The organism is Microbacterium sp. Z12_35, assembly GCF_058310475.1.
This window is the reverse complement of record NZ_JBZEGJ010000002.1, coordinates 528,281-552,166: the sequence shown is the minus strand read 5'-3', so window position 1 is coordinate 552,166 and position 23,886 is coordinate 528,281. Positions and strand designations below refer to the sequence as shown.

Below are 23,886 nucleotides of genomic sequence, written 5' to 3'. Positions count from 1 at the left end.
CCTCAGTTGTCGTAGTCGACCGCGACCCGGTCGGAAGTGGGGTGCGACTGGCAGGTCAGCACGTAGCCCCGCTCGATCTCATCCGGCTCCAGCGCGTAGTTCTCCGTCATCGTGACCGATCCGGTGAGCACCCGCGCGCGGCACGTTCCGCACACTCCGCCCGCGCACGCGAACGGTACGTCGGGTCGCACGCGCAGCGCCGCATCGAGGATCGACTCCCGCGCGCTGACCGGCGAATCCACGCTCGCGGACTGCCCGTCGAGGGTGAATTCGATCGTGTGCACCGGCTCGTCCTCGCGCACGACCACAGGCCGGCGAGGCCCGGCCGGAGCGTCGTCCTCGCCGGTCGTGAACAACTCGAAACGGATGTGCGAGCGGTCGACCCCGATGTCGTCCAGGGTGTCGCGGCACAACTGCACGAGCTCGAACGGTCCGCACAGGAACCACTCGTCGACGGTCGCCGGTGGCACGAGGCCGCCCAGGATGCGGCGGAGCTTCTCCTCGTCGAGACGACCCGACAGCACAGGAGCCGCGCGCTGCTCGCGGGAGAGCACGTGGTGCAGCGCGAGGCGCGTGGGGTAGCGGTCTTTCAGATCGGCGAGTTCCTCGAGGAACATGACATCCAGCGTGGAACGGTTCGTGTAGACCAGCGTGAAGCGCGACGTGTCCGAGCGGGCGAGCACGGTCGCGGCCAGGGCCATCAGCGGGGTGATCCCGGAGCCCGCGGCGATCGCAGCGACGTGAGACCCGGCGAAATCGGCCAGTGTCGTGGTGAAGGTGCCCTGCGGGCTCATGACATCGATCTCGTCGCCGGCCGTGAGCTCGGTCTGCGCCCACGCCGAGAACCAGCCGCCGCTGTTGCGTTTGATCGCGACGCTGACCGAACCCGCCGTGGGCGGGCGGCACAGCGAATAGGAGCGGCGCACCTCCTGCCCGTCGAGGTGCGCGCGCAGGGCGACGTACTGTCCCGGTAGGTACTGGTACTCGGCGACGAGGTTCTCCGGCACGGTGAAGGTGACCTCGATGGAGTCCGCCGTGAGCGGGCGCACCTCCGCCACCTGCAACGGATGGAAACGGGCACGTCGGCGTCCGGATGCGGCCGGCCCGCCCACCGCGCTGGCCAGCAGTGCGTCGGCGAGCGACTCGGCGCGCGTCTGCGTGGTCGCGTCGCTCATCAGTGCACCTTGAAGAAATCGAACGGTTCGAGGCACGCGCGGCACTCGTACAGCGCCTTGCACGAGGTCGAACCGAAGCGTGTGACCTCACGGGTGTTCAGCGACCCGCACCGCGGGCACTTCACCCCGAGCTGGATGCGCACGGGTCCGGCGGCCCCGGCGCGGCCGCTCGGCGGTGCGATCCCATACTCGGTCAGCTTTCGCTTCCCCTCGTCGCTCATCCAGTCGGTGGTCCACGCCGGGGCGAGCACGAGCTTCACGTCGACCTGGGCGTACCCTTCCGCGGAGAAGGCGAGCGTGAGGTCGTCGCGGATCGTGTCCATGGCGGGGCATCCCGAGTAGGTGGGCGTGATGGTCACCACGACCCGCTCCCCCTCTTCACGGACGTCGCGGAGGATGCCGAGGTCTTCGATGGTCAGCACCGGCACCTCGGGGTCGAGAACCCGGGCGGCGATGTCCCATGCGCGACTCTTCCCCGGTTGCTGAACTCGTCCGTCCGGTTGCTGAGCTTGTCGAAGCATCACCATGTCGCCCCCGGATGCTGACGAGCGAGCACCTGCATCTCGGCGAGCAGAAAGCCCAGGGTGGAGAAGTGCCCGCCGCTGCGTCCCCGCGCCATCGCCGGGGAGACCTCGGGGACCTCGAGCTCGGCTTCGGTGAACACCGCATCGATCACGCGGTCGAAGGCGGGACGGAGGCGCGACGGGCGCACGGCGACGCCCTCCAGGCGGTCGATGAGGTCTTCGTCGCGGAAGAGCTCATCGACGTAGGGCCAGATGTCGGTGAGCGCCGTCATCATCCGCCGACGGGACTCGTCCGTGCCGCCGGCCAGGCGCAGCGTCCACTGCACGGCGTGATCCCGGTGGTAGTCGACCTCTTTCACGGCCTTGCCCGCGACGGCGGCCAGCGTCGCATCCGTGGAGGAGGACAGCGCGCCGTAGAGCTCGAACATGTAGGTGGATGCCACCAGCTGGCGCGCGATCGTCCGGGCGAAATCGCCGTTGGGCTGCTCGACCAGCCAGGAACTGCGGAACTCCGACTCGTTCCGCCAGTAGGCCAGATCGTCTTCGGTGCGACCGTCGACGGTGCCGGCGTACCGCAGGAGCGAACGCGCGTGCCCGAGGAGATCGAGGGCGATGTTCGCCAACGCGACGTCCTCCTCCAACTCGGGGGCGCGGGCGACCCATCCGCTGAGCTGCTGGGACAGCACCAGCGCGTCGTCGCCGAGCCACAGGGCGTACTCGGCGACGTCCGCCGAACCGGCGCGGCCGCCTTCGCCGGCGAGCTCTGCGCTCAGCTCGATGTCGTCGACGGTGACGTCACCGTGCACGGGGAAGTCGAGGTCGTGTCCGGTCATAGGTGCGGCACCCCCTCGGATGCGGTGTAGTACGACGCGTGCCGATAGTTCTTGCCCGCGGGGCTTTCGAAGAACGCGCCCTTCGCGTCGGGGTCGCTCGTCGTGATCGCCTCGGCCGGCACGACCCAGATCGACACGCCCTCGTTGCGGCGCGTGTAGAGGTCGCGCGCGTTGCGTACGGCAAGGTCCGCGTCGGGAGCGTGCAGCGAACCGGCGTGGACGTGGCTGAGGCCACGCTTGGCGCGGATGAAGACCTCCCACAGGGGCCACTGCTCGGCCGGGGATGCTCCGGGAGCGGTCATCATGCGGCCCCACGCTTCGTCTCGCTGCGCTCGCTCAGCGACCGGTCGAAGCGCTCCGCCTGTTTGCGGGCGTACTCGGCAGCAGCCTCACGCACCCATGCGCCGTCCTCATGCGCGTCACGACGGTGCTGCAGACGCACCGCGTTCATCGGCCCGCGCCCGGCGAGGATCTCGTGGAACTCGGTCCAGTCGATCTCGCTCGTGTGCCAGCGTGCGTTCTCCTCGTCCCACCGCAGCTCGGGGTCGGGGAGCGTGACGCCCAGGACCTCGGCCTGGGGTACCAGCATCCCGATGAAGCGCTGGCGGAGGTCGTCGTTGGAGAAGCGCTTGATCTTCCACGCCATTGACCGGGCGGAGTTCGGGGACTCGTCATCGGGCGGGCCGAACATCATGAGACTCGGCCAGTACCAGCGGTTCACCGCATCCTGGGCCATGTCCCGCTGCGCATCGGTGCCCTGCATGAGGGTGAGGAGGATCTCGAAACCCTGCCGCTGGTGGAAGGACTCCTCCTTGCAGATGCGCACCATCGCCCGCCCGTACGGTCCGTAGGAGGCCCGGCACAGCGGCACCTGGTTGCAGATCGCGGCACCGTCGACGAGCCAGCCGATCGCTCCCATGTCTGCCCACGTGGGGGTGGGGTAGTTGAAGATCGACGAGTACTTGGCCCTGCCCTCGATGAGTTGCCGCGTCATCTCGTCGCGCGTGGCGCCGAGGGTCTGGGCCGCGGAGTAGAGGTACAGGCCGTGGCCCGCCTCATCCTGCACCTTCGCCAGGAGGATCGCCTTGCGCTTCAGGCTCGGCGCGCGGGTGATCCAGTTGCCCTCCGGCTGCATCCCGATGATCTCGGAGTGCGCGTGCTGGGAGATCTGCCGGATGAGGGTCTTGCGATAGGCCTCCGGCATCCAGTCACGCGGTTCGATCCGAGAGTCGGCGGCGATGATCTCGTCGAACGCCGCCTGCGCTTCGGCCTCTTCGTCGGGCAGGACGGCGGCGTCAGTTGCTGTGGTCATCGTCGACTCCTTTACAGAACGATCGTTCAGTTAGTCTAGCCGCCGGCCGCGGCCCGGGCAACCGGCCGCGTCAGCGGTGATCGTAGACGCGCTTGTACTTGCCCTCGCTGCGTGGCAGGGTGCCGGGTTCTTCCACCTGCACGTCCACGGAGGTGCCGATGTGGACCTTGATGCGCTGCTGGAGCACGGCTGCTGCGGCCTCGCATGTCGCGCGATCGAGGTCGGGATGCCGCTCGATCCGCACGGTCATGCAGTCCATGCGTCCCTGCCTGCTGAGCTCGAGGATGAAGTGCGGCGTGAGCGTCTCGATGCCCATGACGAGTTCTTCGATCTGCGTCGGGAAGAGGTTCACCCCGCGCAAGATGATCATGTCGTCGTTGCGTCCGGTGATCTTCTCGATCCGCCGCATCGCGGGGTATGCGGTGCCGGGGAGGAGACGGGTGAGGTCGCGCGTGCGGTAGCGGATGACCGGGAAGGCCTCCTTGGTGAGCGACGTGAAGACGAGTTCACCCAGCCCGCCGTCGGGCACGGGTTCGCCGGTCTCGCCGTCGATCGTCTCGGGGAGGAAGTGGTCTTCCCACACGTGCGGCCCGTCCTTGGTCAGCACGCTCTCACTCGCGACGCCCGGGCCCATCACCTCACTGAGCCCGTAGATGTCGACGGCATCGATGTGCAGGCGCCGCTCGATCTCCGCCCGCATCTCGTTCGTCCACGGCTCGGCGCCCAGCACCGCGACCCGCAGCGACGTCGTGGTCGGATCGATCCCGGCCTCCTGCATCGCGTCGGCGATCGTCAGCAGGTAGCTGGGCGTGCACAGGATGGCGTCGGGCTCGAAGTCGCGGATCAACTGCACCTGGCGCGCGGTCTGGCCCCCCGACATCGGGATGACGGTGGCGCCGAGCTTCTCGATGCCGCCGTGTGCGCCGAGCCCGCCGGTGAACAGCCCATACCCGTAGGCGTTGTGCACCTTCATCCCCGCCGTGATGCCCGCCGCCCGGAGCGACCGGGCGATCAGCTCCGCCCAGCGGTCGAGGTCGCCGGCGGTGTAGCCCACGACGGTGGGGCGGCCCGTCGTGCCCGAGGAGGCGTGGATGCGGCGCACCTCGGCCATGGGCACGGCGAACATGCCGAACGGGTAGGTCTCGCGGAGGTCGGCCTTCGTCGTGAACGGCAGCAGGCGGATGTCGGCGAGGGAGCGGATGTCGTCGGGGGTGACGCCCGCCTCGGCGAACTTCCGACGGTACAGCGGCACGTTCTCGTAGGCGTGGCGAACGGTCCACTGCAGGCGCTCCAGCTGCAGCGCTTCCAGCTCGGGACGTGTCAGCGCGTCGACGGCTTTTTCTCGGACCGGCGCGGCGGTTCGGGTGGCGGTTGTCATCTTCGACATGGGGGGCTCCCTGGGAAGGATGGGGATCAGGCGGGGCGATTGGTGGTGAGCGAGCGGCCGCGGAACGCCGCTACCGGTTCTCCGGTCTCATCGGTGACCGATACGTCGTAGATGCCCGTGCGGCCGCTCACGACGCGCCGCACGGCGGTGGCCGTGAGCGTCTGGCCGACGACCGTGGACTTCAAGAAGGTGATGTCGGCGCCCGCGGCCACGGTGACCCGCTCGTCTTCGTTGCAGGCGATCGCGAAGGCCGTGTCGGCGAGCGCGAAGACCAACCCACCGTGCGTGATGGCGAAGCCGTTGAGCATGTCGTCGCGGACCAGCATCGACACCACGGCGTAACCGGGTTCGTCGCGATGAACGACCAACCCGAGCGCTGCCGAAGCACGGTCGTTCTGCATCATGGGGCGCTGCGTGGTGTCGGTCATGCCACCGTCACCGCCTCCGGCGCAGCGCCGACCGCCGCCGCGCGATCGTCCTTGGCGACGAGGGTCAGGACGTCGTACGACGCGACGAGCTCGTCGCGCTGGTTCCGGATGACCGCGTCCCAGCGCACCTCGCCGTACTCATCGGTTTCGCGCGGGGTGATCTGCTTGGCGGTGAGGATGACGCGGATCTCGTCTCCCGGTGAGACCGGAGTCACGAACCGGAGGTTCTCCAGCCCGTAGTTCGCCAGCACGGGGCCCGGTTCCGGGTCGACGAACAGGCCGGCCGCCCATGACACGAGCAGGTACCCGTGCGCCACGCGGCCCGGAAAGAACGGGTTTGCCGCGGCAGACACCTCGTCCATGTGCGCGTAGAAGGTGTCGCCGGTGAACTGCGCGAAGGTCTCGATGTCATCCAGCGTCACGACCCGGGATGCGGAGGCGATCTGGTCTCCGATGCGCAGCTCGGCCAGGGATTTGCGGAAGGGGTGCCGACCCCCGGAGACCGCCGCCGCGCCCTCGTGCCAGACGCCGGTGAGCGCGGTGAGGATCTCCGGCGAGCCCTGCACGGCAGTGCGCTGCATGTGGTGCAGCACCGCACGGATGCCGCCGAGCTCCTCGCCACCGCCCGCGCGGCCGGGGCCGCCGTGGACGAGGTGCGGAACCGGTGACCCGTGCCCGGTCGAGGTGCGCACGTTCTCGCGGCTGAGGAACAGCACGCGGCCGTTGTACGCGCCGATCCGGGTGAGCAGTTCCAGGGCGACGTCGTCATCGGAGGTCGCCACGCTCGTCACGAGCGAGCCGCCACCGAGGGCGACGAGGTCGGCCGCCTCGGCCACCGTGCGGTAGGCCAGCACCGAGGCGACGGGCCCGAACGCCTCGATGTCGTGCGCAGCGGGGGTCGTCGCATCCGCGAAGCCCAGCACCATCGGGGAGAGGAACGCACCGTCTTCGGCTGCGCCGACGCTCCCGTCGGCGCGCACGACCTGCGGCGCCTGGGTGGACCCGAGGAGGAGCTCGCCACCCGCGTTCCGCAGGAGCTCCACCTGCCGCAGCACCTCGTCGCGCTGCGCGCGGGAGACGACGGGGCCCATCGTCACGTTCTCGGCGTGCGGGTCGCCGATCACGACGCGCTCCTCGATCTTCGCCTGGAGCGCCGCCACCACGTCGGTCACCGCATCCGCCGGCACGATGGCGCGGCGGATGGCGGTGCACTTCTGCCCGGCCTTCGTGGTCAGTTCGACGAGGAGCTGCTTGACGTACGCGTCGAACTCCGCAGTTCCGACCGTCGCGTCCGGCCCGAGCACCGAGGCGTTGATCGAGTCGGTCTCCCGGGTGAACCGCACGCGGCCCGACTGGATGCTCTCGTGCCCGCGGAGGCGATCCGCCGTCGAGGCGCTGCCGGTGAAACCGACGAGATCGCCGAGGGAAAGGGAGTCCAAGAGGTCGGGCACACTGCCGCTGATCAGCTGCAGCGACCCGTCGGGCAACAAGCCCGAATCGACGAGGATGCGCACCCACGCCTCGGCGACGTACGCCGTCGGCGTCGCGGGCTTGATGAAGGACGGCACGCCCGCGAGGAAGGCGGGGGCGAACTTCTCCAGCGCACCCCACGTGGGGAAGTTGAAGGCGTTGATCTGCACGGCCACGCCGGGCAGTCGCGTGTACACGTGCCGCCCGAGGAAGGAGCCGTCCTTCGACAGGGACTCCACCGGTCCGTCGAGGTACACCTTCGCGTTGGGAAGCTCGCGGCGAGCCTTCGACGAGTAGGTGAAGAGCACGCCGATGCCACCGTCGATGTCGCTGAGCGAGTCGCGCACGGTGGAGCCGCTGCGCTTGGAGAGCTCGTACAGCTCCTGCTTGCGCTCGGTGAGCGCCAGGGCGAACTGCTTCAGCAGCATCGCGCGCTGGTGGAACGTGAGAGCACCGAGGCTGCGCTGCCCCACGCTGCGCGCGTAGTCCAGCGCACCGCCGAGGTCGGCCCCGGCCGTACTCACCCGCGCGACCTCCTCCCCCGTCGACGCGTCGTGAACGGCCGTCGCACGGCGGGGATCTTCCGGCGTCCACCACGCATCGCGCAGGTAGCTGGGCAGGATGTCGGTCATTCCTCACTCCATTCGTAGAAACCACGGCCGGACTTCCGGCCCAGATGTCCGTCGGCGACCATGTCGCGCAGCAACTGCGGCGGCGCGAACCGGTCGCCGAGCGTGCCGGCGAGCTCTTCGGCGATCCCCAGGCGCACGTCGAGGCCCACGAGGTCGGTCGTCCGCAAGGGGCCGACGGGATGCCGGTAGCCCAGCTCCATCGCGGCGTCGATGTCTTCGGCCGAGGCGACGCCCTGCTCCAGCATCCGGATCGCCTCCAACGCGATCGCGACGCCGAGGCGGCTCGATGCGAAGCCCGGCGAATCCCGCACGACCACGGCGCGTTTCCCGAGGGCGTCGACCCACGCCCGCGCAGCGGCGCCGACCGCCGGATCGGTGGCGGATCCGAGGACGACCTCCACCAGCGTCGAGGCGGGCACCGGGTTGAAGAAGTGCAGGCCGAGGAACCGGGCAGGGCGGTCGAGGGACGCGGCGAGGTCGTCGATGGAGATCGACGACGTGTTGGACGCCAGCACCGCTTCGCCGGGCAGGACGCTTTCGGCCCGGCGCAGCGCGTCGAGCTTGAGTCCGCGGTCCTCGGGGACCGCTTCGACCACGAGGCCGGCCTCGGCGAAGACGGCGATGTCGGTCCCGGTCGAGACCGCTGCCTCCAATTCGGGGAGTGCCCGCGTCGTGGCTTCGCGCTTCACCGAACGGGCGAGGGTTTCGCGGATGCGCTGCGACGCCGCATCCGCCGCCTCCTCGTCCCGCTCCACGACGCACACCCGTGAGCCGGCGAGCGCGAACGCGTGCGCGATCCCCGCGCCCATGCGGCCGCCGCCGAGCACGCCGACGCGTGCGGGGATCGACTCCCTCACTTCTTCCTCCGTTCGAGGAACGCCGTCATGCGCTCGTGCTTTTCGGGCCGCTCGAAGAGTTCCGCCTGCAGGTCGAGCTCGATGGCGGGATGCGCCTCGGGGGGCGCCGCGAGCGCCCGCTTCGTGTACCGGGTGGCGAGGGCATCCCTGGCGGCGATGCGATTGGCCACCGCGTGCGCAGCATCCAACAGGGACGCGACCGGATGGACCGCGTTGAGCAGTCCCCACGCGAGGGCCTCGCCGGCGTCGAGGATGCGTCCGGTCAGGAGCAGCTCGGCGGCGCGCGCCTCCCCCACGATCTGCGGCAGCCGCCAGGTCGCGCCGGCGGCGGCGATGATGCCGAGTCCGGTCTCGGGATTGCCGATCTTCACCGACGGCGTCCCCAGACGGATGTCGGCGGCGTAGGCGAGCTCGGCGCCGCCGCCGAGGGCGTACCCGTCGATCGCGGCGATCACCGGCATCGGCAGCTCGCGGATGCGGCGGAACGCGGTCGTATTGATGCCCGCGCGGGCGTCGGCGGCGCGGCGCTCGCGCAGCTGGAGGATGTCGGCGCCGGAGGCGAACACTCCGTCGGCGCCGGCGAGGATGAGCACCCGTGGCGCGACCTCGAGCTCGGCGCACAGCACGTGCAGCTCGTCGATCATGCCCTGATCGATGGCGTTGCGGACCTCGGGGCGGTTGAGCGTGGCGACGACGCGATCATCCCGACGGTCGATGCGGAGGGATTCAGCCATCGACGCGCTCCACGATCATCGCGGCACCCTGGCCGACCCCGACGCACATCGTCGCGAGCCCGCGGCGTCCCCCCTCGCGTTCGAGGCGACCAAGCAGGGTCACGACCAGCCGGCAGCCGCTGGAGCCGAGCGGGTGGCCGAGCGCGATGGCGCCGCCGTCGGCGTTGACGAGCTCGGCATCGAGCCCGAGGCGGCGGATGGACGCGAGCGATTGCGACGCGAAGGCTTCGTTGAGCTCCACCGCGTCGAGGTCGGAGATGCGGAGACCCGCCTTCGCGAGCGCCTTCTCGGTGGCGGGAACGGGGCCGAGACCCATGATCTCCGGTGCGAGGGCCGCGGATGCCGCGGACACGATGCGCGCACGTGGGGTCAGTCCGTACCGCTCCACGGCGTCGGCACTCGCCACCACGATCGCCGACGCGCCGTCGTTGAGCGAGCTGGCGTTGCCCGCGGTGACCACGGTGCCCCCGTCGACAACGGGACGAAGAGCCGCGAGCACCTCGAGGGAGGTGTCGCGTCGGGGTCCCTCGTCGGTGTCGACGGACCCGCGACGGGTGGGAACTGGCACGATCTCGGGAGCGAAACGCCCGGCATCGATCGCAACGATCGCACGTTCGTGGCTGCGCAGGGCGAAGGCGTCGGCATCCTCCCGGCTGATCCCGTCGAGGCGGGCGACCTCCTCGGCCGTCTCCGGCATGGAGTACGTCGCCTTGTCGCGCGCCAGGAGCGCCGGGTTCGGGAAGCGCCAGCCGATCGACGTGTCGTACGCCTCCCCCGGCTTCCCCCACGCGCGGTCGGGTTTCGCCTGCACCCACGGGGCGCGGGTCATCGACTCCACGCCCCCGGCGACGATCACGTCGGCGTCGCCGGCACGGATCGCCTGGGCGGCCAGGGCGATCGCCGACATCCCCGATGCGCACAGGCGATTGACTGTGAGCCCCGGGATGGAGTCGGGGAGCCCTGCGAGGAGCACCGCCATGCGGGCGACGTTGCGGTTGTCTTCCCCGGCCTGGTTCGCGGCGCCGAAGTACACCTCGTCGATGCTGTCGCCCGGCACGCCCGTGCGAGCCACCACCTCTTTCACGACGAGCGCGGCGAGGTCGTCGGGCCGCACCGACGCGAGAACGCCGCCGTAACGGCCGACGGGGGTGCGCACACCGCCGACGAGGTAGGCCTCGGACATCGTCATCCTCTCGTGCATCAGTGCAGGGCTCGCGTTCGTCTTTGCAGACCGATCGTTCAGTAATAGTGTCAGAGGAGGCTCGCATCGGCAAGACGGCCGAGGCGCCAGGAAGGACGTCGATGAGCGACGCAGTGTGGCAGATCACCCCCGGCGACCTGGACGTCAAGCTCGGCATCGAGGTGCTCGAGCAGTCCCCCGACCGGGTGGTCGCGACGATGCCGGTGGCCGGCAACACCCAGTCGCTCGGACGGCTGCACGGCGGGGCGAGCGCGGCCCTGGCCGAGGCGATCGGCTCGTGGGCGGCGATGATCCACGCGAGCACGCTCGGCCGCGTGTGCGTCGGCGTCGACCTCAACATCACCCACCACCGCGGCGCCCGCGCCGGCACGATCACCGGCACCGCGACGGCACTGCACCGCGGCCGGCGCATGGCGACCTACGACATCCGCATCGAAGACGACCGCGGCGCCCTCCTCGCGACCGCGCGCATCACCAACCTCCTCGTCGACCCCGACTGACCCCCCTCCCCCTCCCTCCTCCCCCTCCCTCCTCCCCCTCCCTCGAGTGCACGGGTTCGTGCCGACCGCACGGGATGATCGCGCAGTAAGGGCGTGCGCTCGACAAGAAGCCGTGCACTCGTTGTAGCGCCGGGGCACTCCACTGTGGTTTCCTTTACTCAACGATCGGTCAGGAAACCCGAGACCGATCACCTCGCCCCCGAACGGACAATGGAGTTCACCATGGCGTCATCGACCCAGGAGCGCATGCCTCACGCTGCGGTCACCCGCGAAGAACGCAAGGTTCTCGCCGGGACCCTCGTCGGCACCTCCATCGAGTGGTACGACTTCTTCATCTACGCCCAGGCCGCCGGCCTGGTGCTCGCCCCGCTGTTCCTCGCCCCGCTCGCCGCATCCAACCCGGGCCTGGCGCAGGTGCTCTCGTTTGCCACGATCGGCATCTCCTTCCTCTTCCGGCCGCTGGGCGCGGTCGTCGCCGGTTACCTCGGCGACCGGCTCGGCCGCAAGAAGATGCTCGTGCTGACCCTCATCCTCATGGGTGCTTCGACGTCGCTCATCGGCGTGCTCCCCACGTACGCCGTGGCCGGATTCGCCGCGCCGATGCTCCTCATCCTGCTGCGCATCCTGCAGGGCTTCTCCGCCGGCGGGGAGTGGGGCGGTGCCGCGCTGATGTCGGTCGAGCACGCACCGGCCGGCCGCCGTGGCTACTTCGGCGCCTTCCCGCAGATCGGCGTTCCCATCGGCATGATCCTCGCGACGGCAACGTTGTGGATCCTGACCTCGACGATGTCGACCGAAGCATTCCTCGAGTGGGGCTGGCGCATCCCGTTCCTGTTCTCGATCGTGCTGATCCTCATCGGTTACGTCATCCGCCGCGCGGTCGAGGAGAGCCCCGTCTTCGAAGACCTCGTGCGTCGGCGCAAGGAGTCGTCAGCGCCCGTCCGCGAGCTCTTCCGCAAGAACTGGCGCCAGGTGGCCCTCACCGCCGTCGTGTTCATCGGCAACAACGCGGCCGGCTACCTGCTCATCGCGTTCTTCGCGACCTACGCGGTGAACGTGCTGGAGATGGATCGCCCCACGGTGCTGCTGGCGACGACACTGGCCTCCTTCGGATGGCTCGCCTTCACGCTGTGGGGCGGACGCGTGTCCGACCGCCTCGGACGCGTACGCACGTTCCAGATCGGCTACCTGATCCTCGCGTTGTGGGCGGTGCCGATGTGGTTCCTCATCGATACGGCCAACATCTTCTGGTACTTCGTCGCCCTGTTCGTGATGACCATCGGCCTGGGCCTGTCCTACGGCCCGCAGGCCGCGCTGTACTCGGAGATGTTCCCCGCGAACGTCCGCTACTCGGGCGTTTCCATCGGCTACGCGCTGGGCGCGATCCTGGGCGGGGCCTTCGCTCCGATGATCGCCGAGGCGCTCTTCGGTGCGACGGGGATGTCGTGGACCATCGGCGTGTACATCGCCGTCGCCGCGGTGATCTCGCTCGTCGGGGTTTCGCTCATCAAGGAGCCCAAGGGCGTCGACCTCCACGCCTGACCGTCCGCCGACTCCGGCGCGGTGCCGCTCCGGCGGTGCCGCGCCGGAGTGGTTCAGCCTCGGCGCGGGGCCGGCCCGTCGGTGTTCAGGCCATCCAGTGCCACGGTGAGGATGTCGTGGCCGAGGCGGTCGCCGTCGACAGGTCCTCCCGGCTTGTACCACTCCACGACGGAGTTGATCATGCCGAAGATGAGGCGCGCGACCACCGCAGCATCCACGTCGGCGCGCACGTCGCCCTCGCGCTGAGCCTCGGCCACGAGGCGGGTGACGCGCTGGTCGAACAGGCGCCGCCGCTCGAGCGCGCTCTGCTCGACGGGGCTGTTGCCGCGCACCCGCAACAGCAGCGTCACCGACGGCAGCTGCGCGACGAGCACGTCCGCCGCGCTGCGGATGACATGGCGGAGGCGATCGATGGCCGCTCCCTCCTGCGCACGAGGGTCATCGAGCACGGCCTCCAGGCCGCCCAGCGCCTGGTCCAGCGCAACGGAGAGAAGCTCTTCCTTGGAAGTGAAGTGGTGGTAGAGCGCCGACTTCGTCAGCCCGAGCCGCTGCGCGAGATCGGCGACGGATGTGGCGTCATAGCCCTGCTCGTTGAACAGCTGCACCGCGATCTCAAGGACGCGGTCACGGTCGTAGCCGGGACGCCCCCGCCGCGCCGGCGCAGCCGGTGTCGCGACGGCGTCGGTCGGGGTGGTCATCGCACCAGTCTGGCATCCCGGCAGGGGAGGCTTCGCGTCGACGGCCCGTGGACGAGCACCGTCACACCATCGAGAGGGCCGGCGAGCGCATCCCGCGCACGGCGGCGCCGATCCGCTCCACCCACGTGGCCGGAAGGAGCGATCCGGCGAACGCGAAGGCCCGCACGTTACCGGCCGCCAGTCGCGCCGCGAGCCTGCGGAGGGCCCCCGAGGTCAGGGCCGGAGAGCGGACGTACCGGATCGTCGTGCGCGTCTCGGCCTGCTCGAGCCGGGTGACGGCGCCGAAGTGGCGTCCGTCCGGCGAGGAGTCGATGACGACGATCTCGTGCGGCGACACCGTCTGATTGAGCACCGCGGGGAGGCGCACCTCGAGATCGACGTCGCATTCACCCGCCGGAACGATGACGGATACCGCGGCGGTCTCGGTGGCGTCGAGGTCTCGCCACGTCACCCAGTCGGTCGGGGCGGAGCGTGCAGGAGAGGGGGTGCGGATGTCGGATGTGTCGGCCATGTGATGACTGTCGCAGGCGCGGCCGTCGCGCGAATCCTCCTGGAGAAGACAATCGCGTGGTACTCGGGTAGGGGGTCAGTCGCTACGCCCGGGCGACGCGCGAGCGGACCGCGGGTTCCTAACCTGCCGACATGCACAGATCGATATCCGTCGTCATCCCCGTCCGCAACGATGCCCGGATGCTCGAGCGTTGCCTGGCTTCGCTGGCCGAGCAGTCCCGCCCGGCCGACGAGGTGCTCGTCGTGGACAACGGATCCACCGACGACAGCCGCGCCATCGCCGAACGCTTCGGCGCCACCGTCGTCACCGAACCGCGCCCCGGCATCACCGCCGCCTCCGCGCGCGGGTTCGACGCCGCATCCGGCGACATCATCGCGCGCTGCGACGCCGACTCCGTGCTCCCGCCGACCTGGCTCGCGCGGATCGAGGAGACTCTGGCGGCGGACGCCGGCGCAGTCGCGGTGACCGGGCCCGCGACCTTCTACAACCTGGGCGGTGCACGAGGCGCTCTCGCGCGCTTCTTCTACGTCTCCGGCTATTTCGTCTTCATGCGGCTGATGCTCGGGCACACCGTGCTCTTCGGATCCAACTGCGCGGTGCGCGCGGAGGTGTGGCGCTCGATCAGCGCCTCGGTTCCCCGCGACGACACCGAACTGCACGATGACATGGACCTCAGCTACCGCCTGCCCGCCTCGGCGCGCGTCCGGTTCGACCGGCGCCTCGTCGTCGGCATCTCGGCCCGTCCGCTCGGCAGCTGGGCGTCTTACGGACGTCGCCTCGCGCGAGCCGCACACACCTTCTCCGAACACTTCCCCGAGCAGCTCCCGCATCGGCGCTGGATGGCTCGTCGGCGCTCGTCCCCGTCCCTCGCGGGGCCATCATCCACCACCCTCAGAGAGGCACGATCATGACCGCCATCACCTCCTTCTTCGGTACAGTTTTCTCCCTCCTCGGCATCCTCGCCTTCGCCCTGCTCGCCGGCCTCTTCGTACTCATGTACGTCCTCATCGCTGCGGTGGCCGTGACGGTCCGCTGGTGCGTCGATGTGGCGCGGCGCGCCGGCACTCGCCGCCCGCACCCCCGACTGCCCGCCCCGGTGCGCTGAGCGGCAGCGTCGTGCAATCGCTGCTCGATCTCTTCGCGACGGTGGACGCATTCCTCGTCGCGGCCGCCGCCTCGCCGTGGGTTCTGCCTGTCCTGCTGGCCGTGTGCGTCATCGACGGGTTCTTCCCGCCGGTTCCGAGCGAAGTCGTGCTCATCACCGCCGCCGCGGTGACGTGGACCACGAACCCGCAGTTCATCGTCGCCGTGGTCGCCGCGGCCACTGCCGGCGCGTGGATCGGTGACAACATCGCCTACGCCATCGGACGCCGGGTCGGGCTGACGCCCCTTCCCTGGATGAGGCGCGGACGATCCGGCGCCGCCGCAGACGGCGTGCGGAGGGAATTCCACCGCCGGCCGGAGAGCATCCTCCTCACCGGACGCTTCGTCCCCGTCGCCCGCATCCTCATCAACATGGCGGCGGGCGCGGCGCGCCTCCCCTACCGGCGATTCCTCGTGCTGAGCCTGGCAAGCGCCGCGGCCTGGGCGTGTGTGTCCGTGGTCATCGCGGTCCTCGTGGGCTCGTTCGTGACCCCCGATCCCCTCCTGGCCACGACCATCGCGGTGACGATCGCACTCGTCGCGGGCGTCGCGGTGGATCGGGGCCTAGCCTGGAGGCGCAGATCCGCGCTGCAAAGGGAGAATGCATGAGCAGGCCGGCCGCCGCGCCCGCAGCGAAGCGATTCCTCCGCGTCGTGGAGCGCCGCACGCCCCCCTGGTCGCCATCCTCGTGGTCCTCGGCGTCCGCGAGGACTGGATCGTCTCCGTCTCGGCGTGGTGGCTCAGTTTCCTCGCCATGACCGTGGTCGTCGCGCTGAACGTGACCGATGTGACCCCGACGTCCGAGTGGGGCACCGATGTCCTGATCAGTGTGTCCGTGACCTTGCTCGCGCTGGGCGCGTCGATCGCGGTCGGCCAGCGCACACGCGTCCGCGAGATGCTCGCGTCGGCACAGCGCGACGTCGAGCTCGACCAGGCGCGTCGCGCGACGGTGGAAGAGCGCGCCCGCATCGCGCGGGACGCCCTCCGCGCCGGAGCCAGCGGCTTCCTCCTGAAGGACTCCGACTCGGAAACCCTGGTGGCCGCGGTCCGCACGGTGCACGAGGGGGACGCGCTGCTTGCACCCGGTGTGACGCGCCGCCTGATCGAGCACTTCGTCGACAGCGCCCCGGCGCGCCTGACCTCGCAAACCGTCTTCAACGACCTCACCGACCGCGAGCGCGAGGTGTTCGAACAGATGGCCCGCGGACGGTCCAACGTCGAGATCGCAGCGGCACTGTTCATCGCCGAGCAGACCGCGAAGACCCATGTCAGCCGCGTCATGAGCAAGCTGGGCCTCCGAGACCGCGTGCATGCGGTGGTCCTGGCATACGAGACGGGTATCGTCCGCGCCGGCGAGAAGTAGCGCCGGAACGGTACGGCGGTACGGGCCAGAACGCTACAGCGGGGAGACGCCCGGATCTGCAAGCGGCTTCTAACCTCACGGCATCAACACCCGCCGAAAGGAACGCCCGCATGTCCTCCGTCCTCGAAACCCGCCGACCCGCCCCGCCGCCCACGCGCGATCCCGCCACCCCGCTCCCGCCTGTCCGGCCGTCGGTCTCGCTCATCATCCCCGCCTACAACGAGGAGGCAACGATCGAGCGGTGCCTCCTCGCCGCGGTATCGCAGATCGTGCCCGCCGCGGAGATCATCGTCGTCGACAACCGCTCCACCGACCGCACCGCCCTCCTGGCAGAGCGCGTCGCCCAGCGGTATCCCGGCGCGGCGATCCGGGTCGTGCAGCAGTCGAAGGTCCAGGGACTCATCCCCACGCGCAACGCCGGGTTCGCTCAGGCCACCGGTCAGATCCTGGGCCGCATCGACGCCGACACCATCCTCCAGCCGAACTGGGTCGCGCGCGTCGCCGCGGCGATGTCCGATCCGTCGGTAGCGGCCGTCACCGGCCCGGTCCGGTACTACGACCTGCCCTTCCGCGGAGCCGGTGAGTTCTCCGACGACATGGTGCGGCGTGCGCTGCGCAGCGTGAGCGGGAAGTACCCCTTCCTCTACGGCAGCAACATGGCGATACGGGCGGATGCCTGGCGCGCGATCGAGCACGATGCCTGCCTGGATCAGGACGACCTCCTGCACGAAGACATCGACCTTTCCGTACACCTGCGCAACGCGGACTTCCGTGTCGCGTACGCGTCCGACATGCAGGCGAGCGTCTCGGCGCGACGCCTGCAGACCTCGCCCGCATCCTTCCGCGACTACACCGACCGGTTCGAGCGCACCTACGCTCGCCATCAGATCCACCATTGGTACCTCAAGGCGCCGGCGGTGCTACTGCGCGCGGTCTACTGGTGGACGCGGTCGATGAGGGCGGTCACTCCGGCGCGAGCGGCGGTGACCGCATGATCGGCCGCGGGGGCCACCCCGCGATCGGCCGAGGGGGCCACCCCGTGACCGCCTCCTCGTTCGGCGCCATGATGCGCCGCCCCTACGTCGCCGGCCTCGTCCTCACCGGCGGCGCCCTCACCGCCTTCACCGCATGGACGCTCATCGGCCCGCTCGCTCCCGTGGTGTGGTGCATCGCCCTGGCGGCGTTCTTCGCCATCGGGCTCTCGCCACTCGTACGGACACTTCAGCGCTGGGGGATGCCCCGTCCGCTGGCCATCACCGCGGTGTCATCGGCCGTCGCCCTCGCGCTGGCCGGGGTCGTGCTGATGATCGTTCCGCCCGTGGTCGACCAGACGACCCAACTCTTCGCGCGCGCCGACGAATTCGTCGCATCCGGCACCTTGGATTCCGTCGCCGCACAATTGCAGCAGTTCGTACCGGTCGCGGTCTTCGATGTCAGGGCGATGCTCGACGGGATGCTCGACGCAGTCGCGGGCGCGACGGTGCAGACCGTTTCCAGCGGAGTCGTCGGCGCCGGGCTGGCGCTGGGGAACGGGTTCTTCCTGACGACGATCGTCATCGTGCTCACCGTGTACTTCCTCGCGTCCGGACGCTGGTTCCGCGGACAGTTCGTGGCCCTCCTCCCCCGCCGCCATCGCTACACGGGTGTGCGCGTGGTGAGCCGGGTGAGTTCGGCGGTGGGCCGCTACTTCCTCGGGCAGATGCTCCTGGCTCTCATCAGCGGTGTCACCAGCCTCATCCTCCTCGTCGCGACCGGCTCGGCGCTTCCGCTCCTCTTCGCCGCCGTCGCGCTGATCACGGCCTTGATCCCCCTCATCGGCATCCCGCTGGGGGCGCTGATCATCGTGGGCTCGCAGGCGCTGATCGCGCCCGCCGACCCCGTCCCGTGGCTCGTCCTCGCCGGCTGGTACATCTTCTACATGGCCTTCGAGGCGTATGTGCTCGCGCCGCGGGTGGTCGGCCGTTCCGTCGCGATCCCCGCGGTCATGGTGCTGCTGGTCACGCTCATCGGCGGGACGCTCTACGGCATCATCGGCGCGCTTCTCGCCGTCCCCGCCGCGGTCGCCGTGAACGTTGCCGTACGTGAACTGCGCCACGCGAGGGCGCGCGCCTCACGCGACACCGCGCGCATGCCGGCCGCCGTCGCTCCCTAGCCCCGAACGCGGCAAGGGCGACCCTCGCGCAGCTCTCAGGACACGACCCGCGCCGCGGAAGCCGACGACTCCCGCGGCGCGGGCGTCGTCGCGCCCAGGCGCCGCCGCAGCCACCCCACACGCGCGGCGCGGGCCGCGCGGCTCAGGGCCGCGTCGGGTGCGAGGGTGTCGAACCCGTGCGCACCCCCCGGCCAGACGTGCAGTTCGGCCTCCCCCCCGCACTCCCACACCCGGGCGGCATAGGCGACGACCTCATCGCGGAAGGTCTCGGCCGATCCGACGTCCAGGAACATCGGCGGAAGCCCGGACAGGTCCGCCACTCGGCCCGGCGACGCGTACGCCGGAACGTCTCCTCGCTCGGCACCGAGGTAGGCGGTCCAGCCCGTCTCATTCGCCGTACGGTCCCACGCCCCGATACCCGCCATCTGGTGCGCCGATGGCGTGTCGTTCCGGTCATCGAGCATCGGGCACGCCAGCAGCTGCCCGCGAACGACCGGGCCGCCCCGGTCACGCGCGAGGAGTGCCGCCGCGGCGGCCAGACCGCCGCCCGCGCTCACCCCGCTGAGGATGACCCGCCGGGGGTCGATCCCGTGGCTCGTCGCCTCGGCGACGAGCCACGTCAGCCCCGAGAAGACGTCCTCCAGCGGGACGGGATACGGATGCTCCGGCGCGAGCCGGTAGTCGATCGAGGCGACGGCGCATCCCACCTCCCTCGCGAGAGCCGCGAGAGACGGAAGATCCTCGTACGGCGTCCCCACCACGAGCCCGCCACCGTGGACGTGGTACAGAACGGGGAGGGGGGCCTCGGCGTCGCGGGGGCGCAGCAGGACGATCGGCACTGCTGCCCCGTCGAACGACGGCACCACATGCTCCGAGAGGTCGAACGCCCCGCCGAGAGTGATCTCCGCGTCGGTCGGGCGCGTGATTCCCGCCCGGAGGCCGGCGATCCCGTCCGGATTGAGAGTGGTGACGACATCGGTTCGGGCGCGGAGGGCAGCGGCGATCTCGGGGTCGAACGGCGGCGGGGTCCTCATCGTCAGCCCTTCAGCGAGCCCTGGAGAAGGGCGGCCACGAACTGACGCTGGAAGATGAGGAACACGATCAGAGTGGGCGTGAGGATCAGCAGCGACCCTGCGCACAGCAGCGGGATGTCGGTACCCCACTGCCCCTGGAAGGCTCCGAGCGCACCGGCCATCGTCCGCTGGGCAGGGTCGTCCACCAGCACCACGGCGAGGAGGAACTGGTTCCACGTCCACAGGAACAGCAGGATCGCGAGCGAGGACAACGCAGGGACGGAAAGCGGGACATGGATGCGCCAGAAGAGCTGCCAGGTGGTCGCGCCGTCCACGCGCGCCGCCTCCGAGACGTCCTGGGGCATGTTGATGAAGTGCGCGCGCATCCACGTGACTGCGAAAGGCATGAAGAGGCCGATGAGGGGCAGGATGATCGCCCACCGGGTGTTCAGGAGCCCGAACTCGCGCAGCTGGTAGTACAGCGGCACGATGATGCCCTCGAACGGGAGTGTCAGCCCGAGCAGGAAGGCGATGAACACCCCGCGCCCACCGGCGGGCTTGAGGTGGCCGAGCGCGAAGCCCGCGAGGGTCGCGATGAGGATCGCGATCGGCACGACCCCCAGCTCGATGAGCACGCTCGACCACAGCAGCTGCAGCATGTCGGCCGTCTGGAAGGCCAGCACGAAGTTCTCCCAGTGCGGTTCCTCCGGCCAGCTGAGTCCGCCGGGGTACGTGCCGGGTTCGTGCAGGGCCGTGACGAAGAGGCTCAGGAAGGGCATCACCGTGATCAGCATGAGCAGCACCAGGAGGGCGCGGCCGAGCCACACCTCACGCGACGAAACGATCACGCGTCCCGTCCTCTCAGCACGCGCTGCAGCGGCAGCACGACCAGGAGCACCAGCACCATGAGCACGACGGCAAGCGCCGAGGCGGTGCCGATATCCCGCTCGAAGAACGCGAGGTAGTAGATCTGCAGGCCGGGCACGAGGGTGCTGTTGGCAGGACCACCCTGCGTCGAGATGTAGATGATGTCGAAACTCGCCAGCGCCGAGATCACGGTGATGGTGACGCACACCGCGATCTCCTGGCGCAGGCTCGGCAGGGTGATGGAGAAGAACTCACGGGCCGGCCCGGCGCCATCGATCCGGGCCGCCTCATACAGCGAGGGGTCGATCTTGGTCATGCCGGCCAGGAGAAGCAACAGGCATAGGCCGAACTGCACCCACGCGCCGATGACACCGACCGCGGGCAGTGCCGTCTGGGTATCCCCCAGCCAGGCGCGCGCGATGCCACCGAGTCCGACGACCTCCAGCAGCTGGTTGATGAGCCCGTTGGTCGACAGCTGCCACGTCCACATGATGCCGGCTGCCACCAGCGGGATCACCTGAGGGAGGAACAACACCGTGCGCGCGACGACGGCGAGCCGGCTCGCCGCGATTCCCCGGATGATGTTCGCCGCGAGGAGTCCCAGGATGACCGGGATGATGCTGAAGTAGATGATCAGCTCGAAGGAATTGAGGATCGCGCCCACCAACGTGGGGTTCGCGAAGACCTCCACGTAGTTGTCCCACCCCGCCCACGTGGCGAGGTTGATGCCGTCCCAGTCGTACAGCGAGTACTGGGCGGTGCGGATGATGGGCGCCACGACGAACGCGATGTAGAACAGCGCCGCGGGCACGACGAGCAGGTACGCCCGCGCCGCCCAGGCCAGGCGCCGCCGACGCGCGCCGGGGCGCGATGCCGGCGGCGGCCCTGAGGAAGGGGCTGCGGCGCCGGTTCGGGACACCGGCGCCGCAGCCTGACGAGGGGAAGACATCCGTCAGTCGGCGAGTTCGTTCTCGTAGTCCGACTGGACGGAGCTCAGCAGGCCCGCCGCATCCTGCTCGCCGGCGACCAGGCGCTGGATGTTGGGGGTCCAGCTCTGGGCGTAGATGGCGCCCGTAGCGTTCGCGATGAAGTCCATCGCGCCGTTCTTCTCGTTGATGACGGTGCCTGCGGCGAGGGTCGCCTCGGTCACCGACCCGGCGGCCACCTCCGGCATGAACGCATCCGCGGGGCCCATCGGGTGCGACCCGCCCACCTCCACGGTGATCGTGCGTGCCGTCTCATCGGTCGCGACCCAGTCGAGGAAGAAGGCCGCGCAGTCCGGGTTCTCGGCGAACGCGGAGATGCCGTAGGTCAGCGGGGCGGACATGGCACCCTGTGCTCCCCCCTCGTCGACCGGCGGCACGAGGAAGAACCCGGCGTTGCCCGCCATCTGGGTGTCGAGGTTGCCCGACTCCCAGTCTCCGCTGAAGATGAACACGCTTTCCCCGCCGATGAACCGGCTCATCATCTGGGAGTAATCCAGCGAGTTCACGTCAGGAGCGAAGTAGCCGGCTTCCACCCAGCCCTGCAGGTGTTCGGTCGCGGCGAGATTGTCGGGAGTGTCGATGCTCGCGTCGGGCGTCTGGAAGATCCAGTCGTTGACGGGCGCGGTCTCCCCATAGGAGGCCATGAGACCCTGCAGCGGGAAGAGCAGACCACCGGTGGCGCCGCCGTTGAACTGCGCGATCGGTGTGAGTCCGGCGTCCTTGGCGGCCTGCAGGTAGCCGTCGAACTCCTCGAGGGTCTGCGGCGCCTCCGTCATCCCGATCTGAGCGGCGAGCTCCTTGTTGTAGAAGACGCCCGTCATGGAGAAGTTGAGCCCCATGGCGTACAAGGGCCCCTCTCCACGGCGGCCTTCGTCATCCACCCGCAACTGCTCGAGCTGCGACTCGGGCCAGTCGGTCCATCCGAACACCTCGGCGTAGGGGTCGAGGTCGAGGAGGAGATCGCCCTCGGCGAGCTCCGACATCTGCGGCAGGCGCATGAGATCGGGCGGCGAGTCGCGCAGGACGCGAGGCGCGTTCTGGGTGAGAACGGCGAACTGGTCTTCCCGAACATCGAACGTGACGTTCGGATACTGACGGGTGAACTCGTCGGCCAGTTCCCCCGGCAGCGCGAACCCCGTCTCGGCATACATGTCCAGGACGACATCGTCCTCGCCGCAGGTGGGGTCGCCTCCGCCGAAGACCGGGCCGGAGGAGCTGGTCGGGGCGGCGGTGCCACCCCCGGGCGGGGCACACGCCGTGAGGGCGAGTACCGCAAGGACCAGCACGCTCCCCTGAGCGAGTGCGCGCGTGTGTGGACGTTCTGAATGAGACACCGGTGTCTCCCTTCCATCCGGACCAGGATGCATGAACACTGTGCTAAATCGCGTTAGCACGGTCATCATCTCCTCTCGACCCGCTCGCTGTCAACGGTCGCGCCCCGCGGTTCGTTCACACCGACCCGGCTAGGATCTTCGCAGAGCGGAGGGGCCCAGTGAGTCAGAGACGAGTCACGCTCGCCGACGTGGCGCGTGCAGCGGGCGTCTCGCGGACGACCGCGTCACTGGTGCTGAGTGAGCGCGGGGATGAGCTGCGAATTTCGAGCTCGTCCCAGGAACGCGTCCGCCGGGTCGCATCCGAACTCGGTTACCGGCCGAACATCGTGTCGGCGGGGCTGCGGAGCGGGTCGAGTCGCACCATCGGATTCATCTCCGACACCGTGGCCACCTCGCAGCTGGCCGGAGACATGATCAAGGGTGCGCTGAGCCACGCGCATCGCAACGGCTACATGCTGCTCATCGGCGAAACGGAGGGTGACCTGCACGAGGAGGATCGCCTCGTGGATGCCATGCTCGACCGCCAGGTCGACGGATTTGTCATCGCGTCGATGTTCACGCGGGAGCGATCGCTACCGGCCGCCCTGCGGAATCGACCCGCCGTCCTCCTGAACGCCCTTCCGGATCCGCTCGAATCGGCCCCCGCCGTGGTCCCCGATGAATACGCTGCGGGCCGGGCGGCCGCCACGACGTTGCTGGAGTCCGGTCACGACCGCATCCATCTCATCGGAGCGGGACCTTCCCTGGAAGATGTTCCCCGGCAGAGCGTCGCCGGACGGGAACGGCTCGCCGGAATCCTCGCGGCGCTCTCCGAGGCGGGCGTCTCACCGGCGAGTGCACTGCTGTGCACGGTGTGGCTGCCAGAGGACGGATGGCGGGCCACATCGCGGTTGCTCTCGGCGGGCGAACGCCGGGGGGCTCTCATCACGTTCAACGATCGCCTGGCGTTCGGCGCATATCAGGCCATCGCGGAGGCGGGTTTGAGTATCCCCGGCGACTTCTCCGTGGTCTCCTTCGACGACCATCAGCTCGCCGGGTGGGTGCGCCCAGGCCTCACGACGTTCGCCATCCCTCACCACGACCTCGGGCACCGCGCCATCGAGATGCTGCTCGAGGAGCCGTTCCCGCTGGCCCCGCACGTGGACCGGCTGACGATGCCCCTGCGCCTGCGTGGGTCGGTGTCAGCGGAGCCGTCCTGACCGTCGTCGGGAAAGGAAAACGGGT

At 69.6% G+C, this 23,886-nt stretch carries 26 protein-coding genes; 9 read left to right on the top strand and 17 right to left on the bottom strand.

Going from position 1 to position 23,886, the window contains the following annotated elements; translation table 11 throughout:
• Positions 1 to 2 precede the first annotated feature (2 nt).
• From paaE to AC4FS1_RS15455, 11 genes are all read right to left on the bottom strand, one after another.
• The gene (paaE, locus tag AC4FS1_RS15505; protein ID WP_491156601.1) at positions 3 to 1,175 is read right to left on the bottom strand and encodes a 1,2-phenylacetyl-CoA epoxidase subunit PaaE; all 1,173 of its coding nucleotides are present in this window, start codon (positions 1,173 to 1,175) and stop codon (positions 3 to 5) included.
• Positions 1,175 to 1,702, bottom strand: a complete 528-nt coding sequence (gene paaD / locus AC4FS1_RS15500; RefSeq protein ID WP_491156600.1) for a 1,2-phenylacetyl-CoA epoxidase subunit PaaD — start codon at positions 1,700 to 1,702, stop codon at positions 1,175 to 1,177. The genes paaE and paaD overlap by 1 nt, the downstream gene beginning before the upstream one ends.
• Complete coding sequence (paaC, locus tag AC4FS1_RS15495; protein WP_491156599.1) at positions 1,696 to 2,532, bottom strand: 1,2-phenylacetyl-CoA epoxidase subunit PaaC; 837 nt, start codon at positions 2,530 to 2,532, stop codon at positions 1,696 to 1,698. Before paaC ends, paaD begins: the two co-directional genes overlap by 7 nt.
• Positions 2,529 to 2,834, bottom strand: a complete 306-nt coding sequence (gene paaB, locus AC4FS1_RS15490; RefSeq protein WP_491156781.1) for a 1,2-phenylacetyl-CoA epoxidase subunit PaaB — start codon at positions 2,832 to 2,834, stop codon at positions 2,529 to 2,531. Before paaB ends, paaC begins: the two co-directional genes overlap by 4 nt.
• The gene (gene paaA / locus AC4FS1_RS15485; RefSeq protein WP_491156598.1) at positions 2,834 to 3,844 is read right to left on the bottom strand and encodes a 1,2-phenylacetyl-CoA epoxidase subunit PaaA; all 1,011 of its coding nucleotides are present in this window, start codon (positions 3,842 to 3,844) and stop codon (positions 2,834 to 2,836) included. Before paaA ends, paaB begins: the two co-directional genes overlap by 1 nt.
• A 70-nt stretch (positions 3,845 to 3,914) precedes the next feature.
• Positions 3,915 to 5,231: a phenylacetate--CoA ligase PaaK gene (paaK, locus tag AC4FS1_RS15480; RefSeq protein ID WP_491156597.1), complete on the bottom strand. Its 1,317-nt coding sequence runs from the start codon at positions 5,229 to 5,231 to the stop codon at positions 3,915 to 3,917.
• A 26-nt stretch (positions 5,232 to 5,257) separates the two neighbouring features.
• Entirely contained in the window at positions 5,258 to 5,659 is a 402-nt protein-coding gene (gene paaI / locus AC4FS1_RS15475) for a hydroxyphenylacetyl-CoA thioesterase PaaI (protein ID WP_491156596.1), read from the bottom strand.
• Positions 5,656 to 7,761 (bottom strand): phenylacetic acid degradation bifunctional protein PaaZ, encoded by a 2,106-nt coding sequence (gene paaZ / locus AC4FS1_RS15470; RefSeq protein ID WP_491156595.1) that lies wholly within the window; start codon positions 7,759 to 7,761, stop codon positions 5,656 to 5,658. The genes paaI and paaZ overlap by 4 nt, the downstream gene beginning before the upstream one ends.
• Complete coding sequence (locus AC4FS1_RS15465) at positions 7,758 to 8,570, bottom strand: 3-hydroxyacyl-CoA dehydrogenase family protein (RefSeq protein ID WP_491156780.1); 813 nt, start codon at positions 8,568 to 8,570, stop codon at positions 7,758 to 7,760. Before AC4FS1_RS15465 ends, paaZ begins: the two co-directional genes overlap by 4 nt.
• 44 nt (positions 8,571 to 8,614) lie before the next feature.
• Positions 8,615 to 9,352, bottom strand: a complete 738-nt coding sequence (locus AC4FS1_RS15460) for an enoyl-CoA hydratase/isomerase family protein (protein ID WP_491156594.1) — start codon at positions 9,350 to 9,352, stop codon at positions 8,615 to 8,617.
• Complete coding sequence (locus AC4FS1_RS15455) at positions 9,345 to 10,535, bottom strand: thiolase family protein (protein ID WP_491156593.1); 1,191 nt, start codon at positions 10,533 to 10,535, stop codon at positions 9,345 to 9,347. The genes AC4FS1_RS15460 and AC4FS1_RS15455 overlap by 8 nt, the downstream gene beginning before the upstream one ends.
• A 119-nt stretch (positions 10,536 to 10,654) precedes the next feature.
• Between AC4FS1_RS15455 and AC4FS1_RS15450 the strand changes: the two genes are divergently transcribed.
• Positions 10,655 to 11,053 (top strand): PaaI family thioesterase, encoded by a 399-nt coding sequence (locus AC4FS1_RS15450; protein WP_491156592.1) that lies wholly within the window; start codon positions 10,655 to 10,657, stop codon positions 11,051 to 11,053.
• A 222-nt stretch (positions 11,054 to 11,275) separates the two neighbouring features.
• A complete protein-coding gene (locus tag AC4FS1_RS15445; protein ID WP_491156591.1) occupies positions 11,276 to 12,595 on the top strand; it encodes an MFS transporter in 1,320 nt (439 codons plus the stop codon).
• A gap of 53 nt (positions 12,596 to 12,648) precedes the next feature.
• Here AC4FS1_RS15445 and AC4FS1_RS15440 read toward each other — a convergent pair whose 3' ends face one another.
• Both AC4FS1_RS15440 and AC4FS1_RS15435 read right to left on the bottom strand, forming a co-directional pair.
• Entirely contained in the window at positions 12,649 to 13,293 is a 645-nt protein-coding gene (locus AC4FS1_RS15440; RefSeq protein WP_491156590.1) for a TetR/AcrR family transcriptional regulator, read from the bottom strand.
• 61 nt (positions 13,294 to 13,354) lie between these two features.
• Complete coding sequence (locus AC4FS1_RS15435) at positions 13,355 to 13,804, bottom strand: hypothetical protein (RefSeq protein WP_491156589.1); 450 nt, start codon at positions 13,802 to 13,804, stop codon at positions 13,355 to 13,357.
• A 131-nt stretch (positions 13,805 to 13,935) separates the two neighbouring features.
• Here AC4FS1_RS15435 and AC4FS1_RS15430 point away from each other — a divergent pair, with 131 nt between their 5' ends.
• The 6 genes from AC4FS1_RS15430 to AC4FS1_RS15405 all read left to right on the top strand — a co-directional run bounded on the left by AC4FS1_RS15430 (position 13,936) and on the right by AC4FS1_RS15405 (position 18,462).
• A complete protein-coding gene (locus tag AC4FS1_RS15430) occupies positions 13,936 to 14,715 on the top strand; it encodes a glycosyltransferase family A protein (RefSeq protein WP_491156588.1) in 780 nt (259 codons plus the stop codon).
• Positions 14,712 to 14,909: a hypothetical protein gene (locus AC4FS1_RS15425; protein WP_491156587.1), complete on the top strand. Its 198-nt coding sequence runs from the start codon at positions 14,712 to 14,714 to the stop codon at positions 14,907 to 14,909. The genes AC4FS1_RS15430 and AC4FS1_RS15425 overlap by 4 nt, the downstream gene beginning before the upstream one ends.
• Positions 14,910 to 14,920: 11 nt before the next feature.
• Complete coding sequence (locus tag AC4FS1_RS15420) at positions 14,921 to 15,556, top strand: DedA family protein (protein ID WP_491156586.1); 636 nt, start codon at positions 14,921 to 14,923, stop codon at positions 15,554 to 15,556.
• Positions 15,549 to 16,310 carry a LuxR C-terminal-related transcriptional regulator gene (locus AC4FS1_RS15415; RefSeq protein WP_491156585.1) on the top strand — a complete coding sequence of 254 codons (762 nt, stop codon included), beginning with the start codon at positions 15,549 to 15,551 and terminating at the stop codon, positions 16,308 to 16,310. Before AC4FS1_RS15420 ends, AC4FS1_RS15415 begins: the two co-directional genes overlap by 8 nt.
• 110 nt (positions 16,311 to 16,420) lie before the next feature.
• Positions 16,421 to 17,305: a glycosyltransferase family 2 protein gene (locus tag AC4FS1_RS15410; protein ID WP_491156584.1), complete on the top strand. Its 885-nt coding sequence runs from the start codon at positions 16,421 to 16,423 to the stop codon at positions 17,303 to 17,305.
• 44 nt (positions 17,306 to 17,349) lie between these two features.
• Positions 17,350 to 18,462, top strand: a complete 1,113-nt coding sequence (locus AC4FS1_RS15405) for an AI-2E family transporter (protein ID WP_491156583.1) — start codon at positions 17,350 to 17,352, stop codon at positions 18,460 to 18,462.
• A 35-nt stretch (positions 18,463 to 18,497) separates the two neighbouring features.
• Here the strand turns inward: AC4FS1_RS15405 and AC4FS1_RS15400 are convergent, their stop codons facing one another.
• Genes AC4FS1_RS15400 through AC4FS1_RS15385 form a run of 4 tightly spaced genes read right to left on the bottom strand, consistent with a single transcriptional unit; the run spans position 18,498 to position 22,662 of the window.
• Positions 18,498 to 19,496, bottom strand: coding sequence for an alpha/beta hydrolase (locus AC4FS1_RS15400; protein ID WP_491156582.1), 999 nt, complete (start codon positions 19,494 to 19,496; stop codon positions 18,498 to 18,500).
• Positions 19,497 to 19,498: 2 nt separating this feature from the next.
• On the bottom strand, positions 19,499 to 20,323 hold the full coding sequence (locus AC4FS1_RS15395) for a carbohydrate ABC transporter permease (RefSeq protein WP_491156581.1): 825 nt from the start codon (positions 20,321 to 20,323) through the stop codon (positions 19,499 to 19,501).
• Complete coding sequence (locus AC4FS1_RS15390; protein WP_491156580.1) at positions 20,320 to 21,291, bottom strand: carbohydrate ABC transporter permease; 972 nt, start codon at positions 21,289 to 21,291, stop codon at positions 20,320 to 20,322. The genes AC4FS1_RS15395 and AC4FS1_RS15390 overlap by 4 nt, the downstream gene beginning before the upstream one ends.
• A 3-nt stretch (positions 21,292 to 21,294) precedes the next feature.
• On the bottom strand, positions 21,295 to 22,662 hold the full coding sequence (locus AC4FS1_RS15385; protein ID WP_491156578.1) for an ABC transporter substrate-binding protein: 1,368 nt from the start codon (positions 22,660 to 22,662) through the stop codon (positions 21,295 to 21,297).
• 158 nt (positions 22,663 to 22,820) lie between these two features.
• On the opposite strand from AC4FS1_RS15385, the gene AC4FS1_RS15380 reads away from it, so the two are divergent.
• Complete coding sequence (locus AC4FS1_RS15380) at positions 22,821 to 23,861, top strand: LacI family DNA-binding transcriptional regulator (protein WP_491156576.1); 1,041 nt, start codon at positions 22,821 to 22,823, stop codon at positions 23,859 to 23,861.
• Positions 23,862 to 23,886 lie beyond the last annotated feature (25 nt).

Excerpts from the sequence above, each read along its gene's own strand:
- AC4FS1_RS15390 (WP_491156580.1), bottom strand. The coding sequence starts at position 21,291 with ATGTCTTCCCCTCGTCAGGCTGCGGCGCCGGTGTCCCGAACCGGCGCC.
- paaC (WP_491156599.1), bottom strand. The coding sequence starts at position 2,532 with ATGACCGGACACGACCTCGACTTCCCCGTGCACGGTGACGTCACCGTC.
- AC4FS1_RS15440 (WP_491156590.1), bottom strand. The coding sequence starts at position 13,293 with ATGACCACCCCGACCGACGCCGTCGCGACACCGGCTGCGCCGGCGCGG.
- AC4FS1_RS15430 (WP_491156588.1), top strand. The coding sequence starts at position 13,936 with ATGCACAGATCGATATCCGTCGTCATCCCCGTCCGCAACGATGCCCGG.
- AC4FS1_RS15425 (WP_491156587.1), top strand. The coding sequence starts at position 14,712 with ATGACCGCCATCACCTCCTTCTTCGGTACAGTTTTCTCCCTCCTCGGC.
- paaE (WP_491156601.1), bottom strand. The coding sequence starts at position 1,175 with ATGAGCGACGCGACCACGCAGACGCGCGCCGAGTCGCTCGCCGACGCA.
- paaA (WP_491156598.1), bottom strand. The coding sequence starts at position 3,844 with ATGACCACAGCAACTGACGCCGCCGTCCTGCCCGACGAAGAGGCCGAA.
- AC4FS1_RS15435 (WP_491156589.1), bottom strand. The coding sequence starts at position 13,804 with ATGGCCGACACATCCGACATCCGCACCCCCTCTCCTGCACGCTCCGCC.
- paaK (WP_491156597.1), bottom strand. The coding sequence starts at position 5,231 with ATGTCGAAGATGACAACCGCCACCCGAACCGCCGCGCCGGTCCGAGAA.
- AC4FS1_RS15455 (WP_491156593.1), bottom strand. The coding sequence starts at position 10,535 with ATGTCCGAGGCCTACCTCGTCGGCGGTGTGCGCACCCCCGTCGGCCGT.
- paaI (WP_491156596.1), bottom strand. The coding sequence starts at position 5,659 with ATGACCGACACCACGCAGCGCCCCATGATGCAGAACGACCGTGCTTCG.
- AC4FS1_RS15445 (WP_491156591.1), top strand. The coding sequence starts at position 11,276 with ATGGCGTCATCGACCCAGGAGCGCATGCCTCACGCTGCGGTCACCCGC.
- AC4FS1_RS15465 (WP_491156780.1), bottom strand. The coding sequence starts at position 8,570 with ATGGGCGCGGGGATCGCGCACGCGTTCGCGCTCGCCGGCTCACGGGTG.
- paaZ (WP_491156595.1), bottom strand. The coding sequence starts at position 7,761 with ATGACCGACATCCTGCCCAGCTACCTGCGCGATGCGTGGTGGACGCCG.
- paaB (WP_491156781.1), bottom strand. The coding sequence starts at position 2,834 with ATGACCGCTCCCGGAGCATCCCCGGCCGAGCAGTGGCCCCTGTGGGAG.
- AC4FS1_RS15460 (WP_491156594.1), bottom strand. The coding sequence starts at position 9,352 with ATGGCTGAATCCCTCCGCATCGACCGTCGGGATGATCGCGTCGTCGCC.
- paaD (WP_491156600.1), bottom strand. The coding sequence starts at position 1,702 with ATGGTGATGCTTCGACAAGCTCAGCAACCGGACGGACGAGTTCAGCAA.
- AC4FS1_RS15410 (WP_491156584.1), top strand. The coding sequence starts at position 16,421 with ATGTCCTCCGTCCTCGAAACCCGCCGACCCGCCCCGCCGCCCACGCGC.
- AC4FS1_RS15415 (WP_491156585.1), top strand. The coding sequence starts at position 15,549 with ATGCATGAGCAGGCCGGCCGCCGCGCCCGCAGCGAAGCGATTCCTCCG.
- AC4FS1_RS15450 (WP_491156592.1), top strand. The coding sequence starts at position 10,655 with ATGAGCGACGCAGTGTGGCAGATCACCCCCGGCGACCTGGACGTCAAG.
- AC4FS1_RS15400 (WP_491156582.1), bottom strand. The coding sequence starts at position 19,496 with ATGAGGACCCCGCCGCCGTTCGACCCCGAGATCGCCGCTGCCCTCCGC.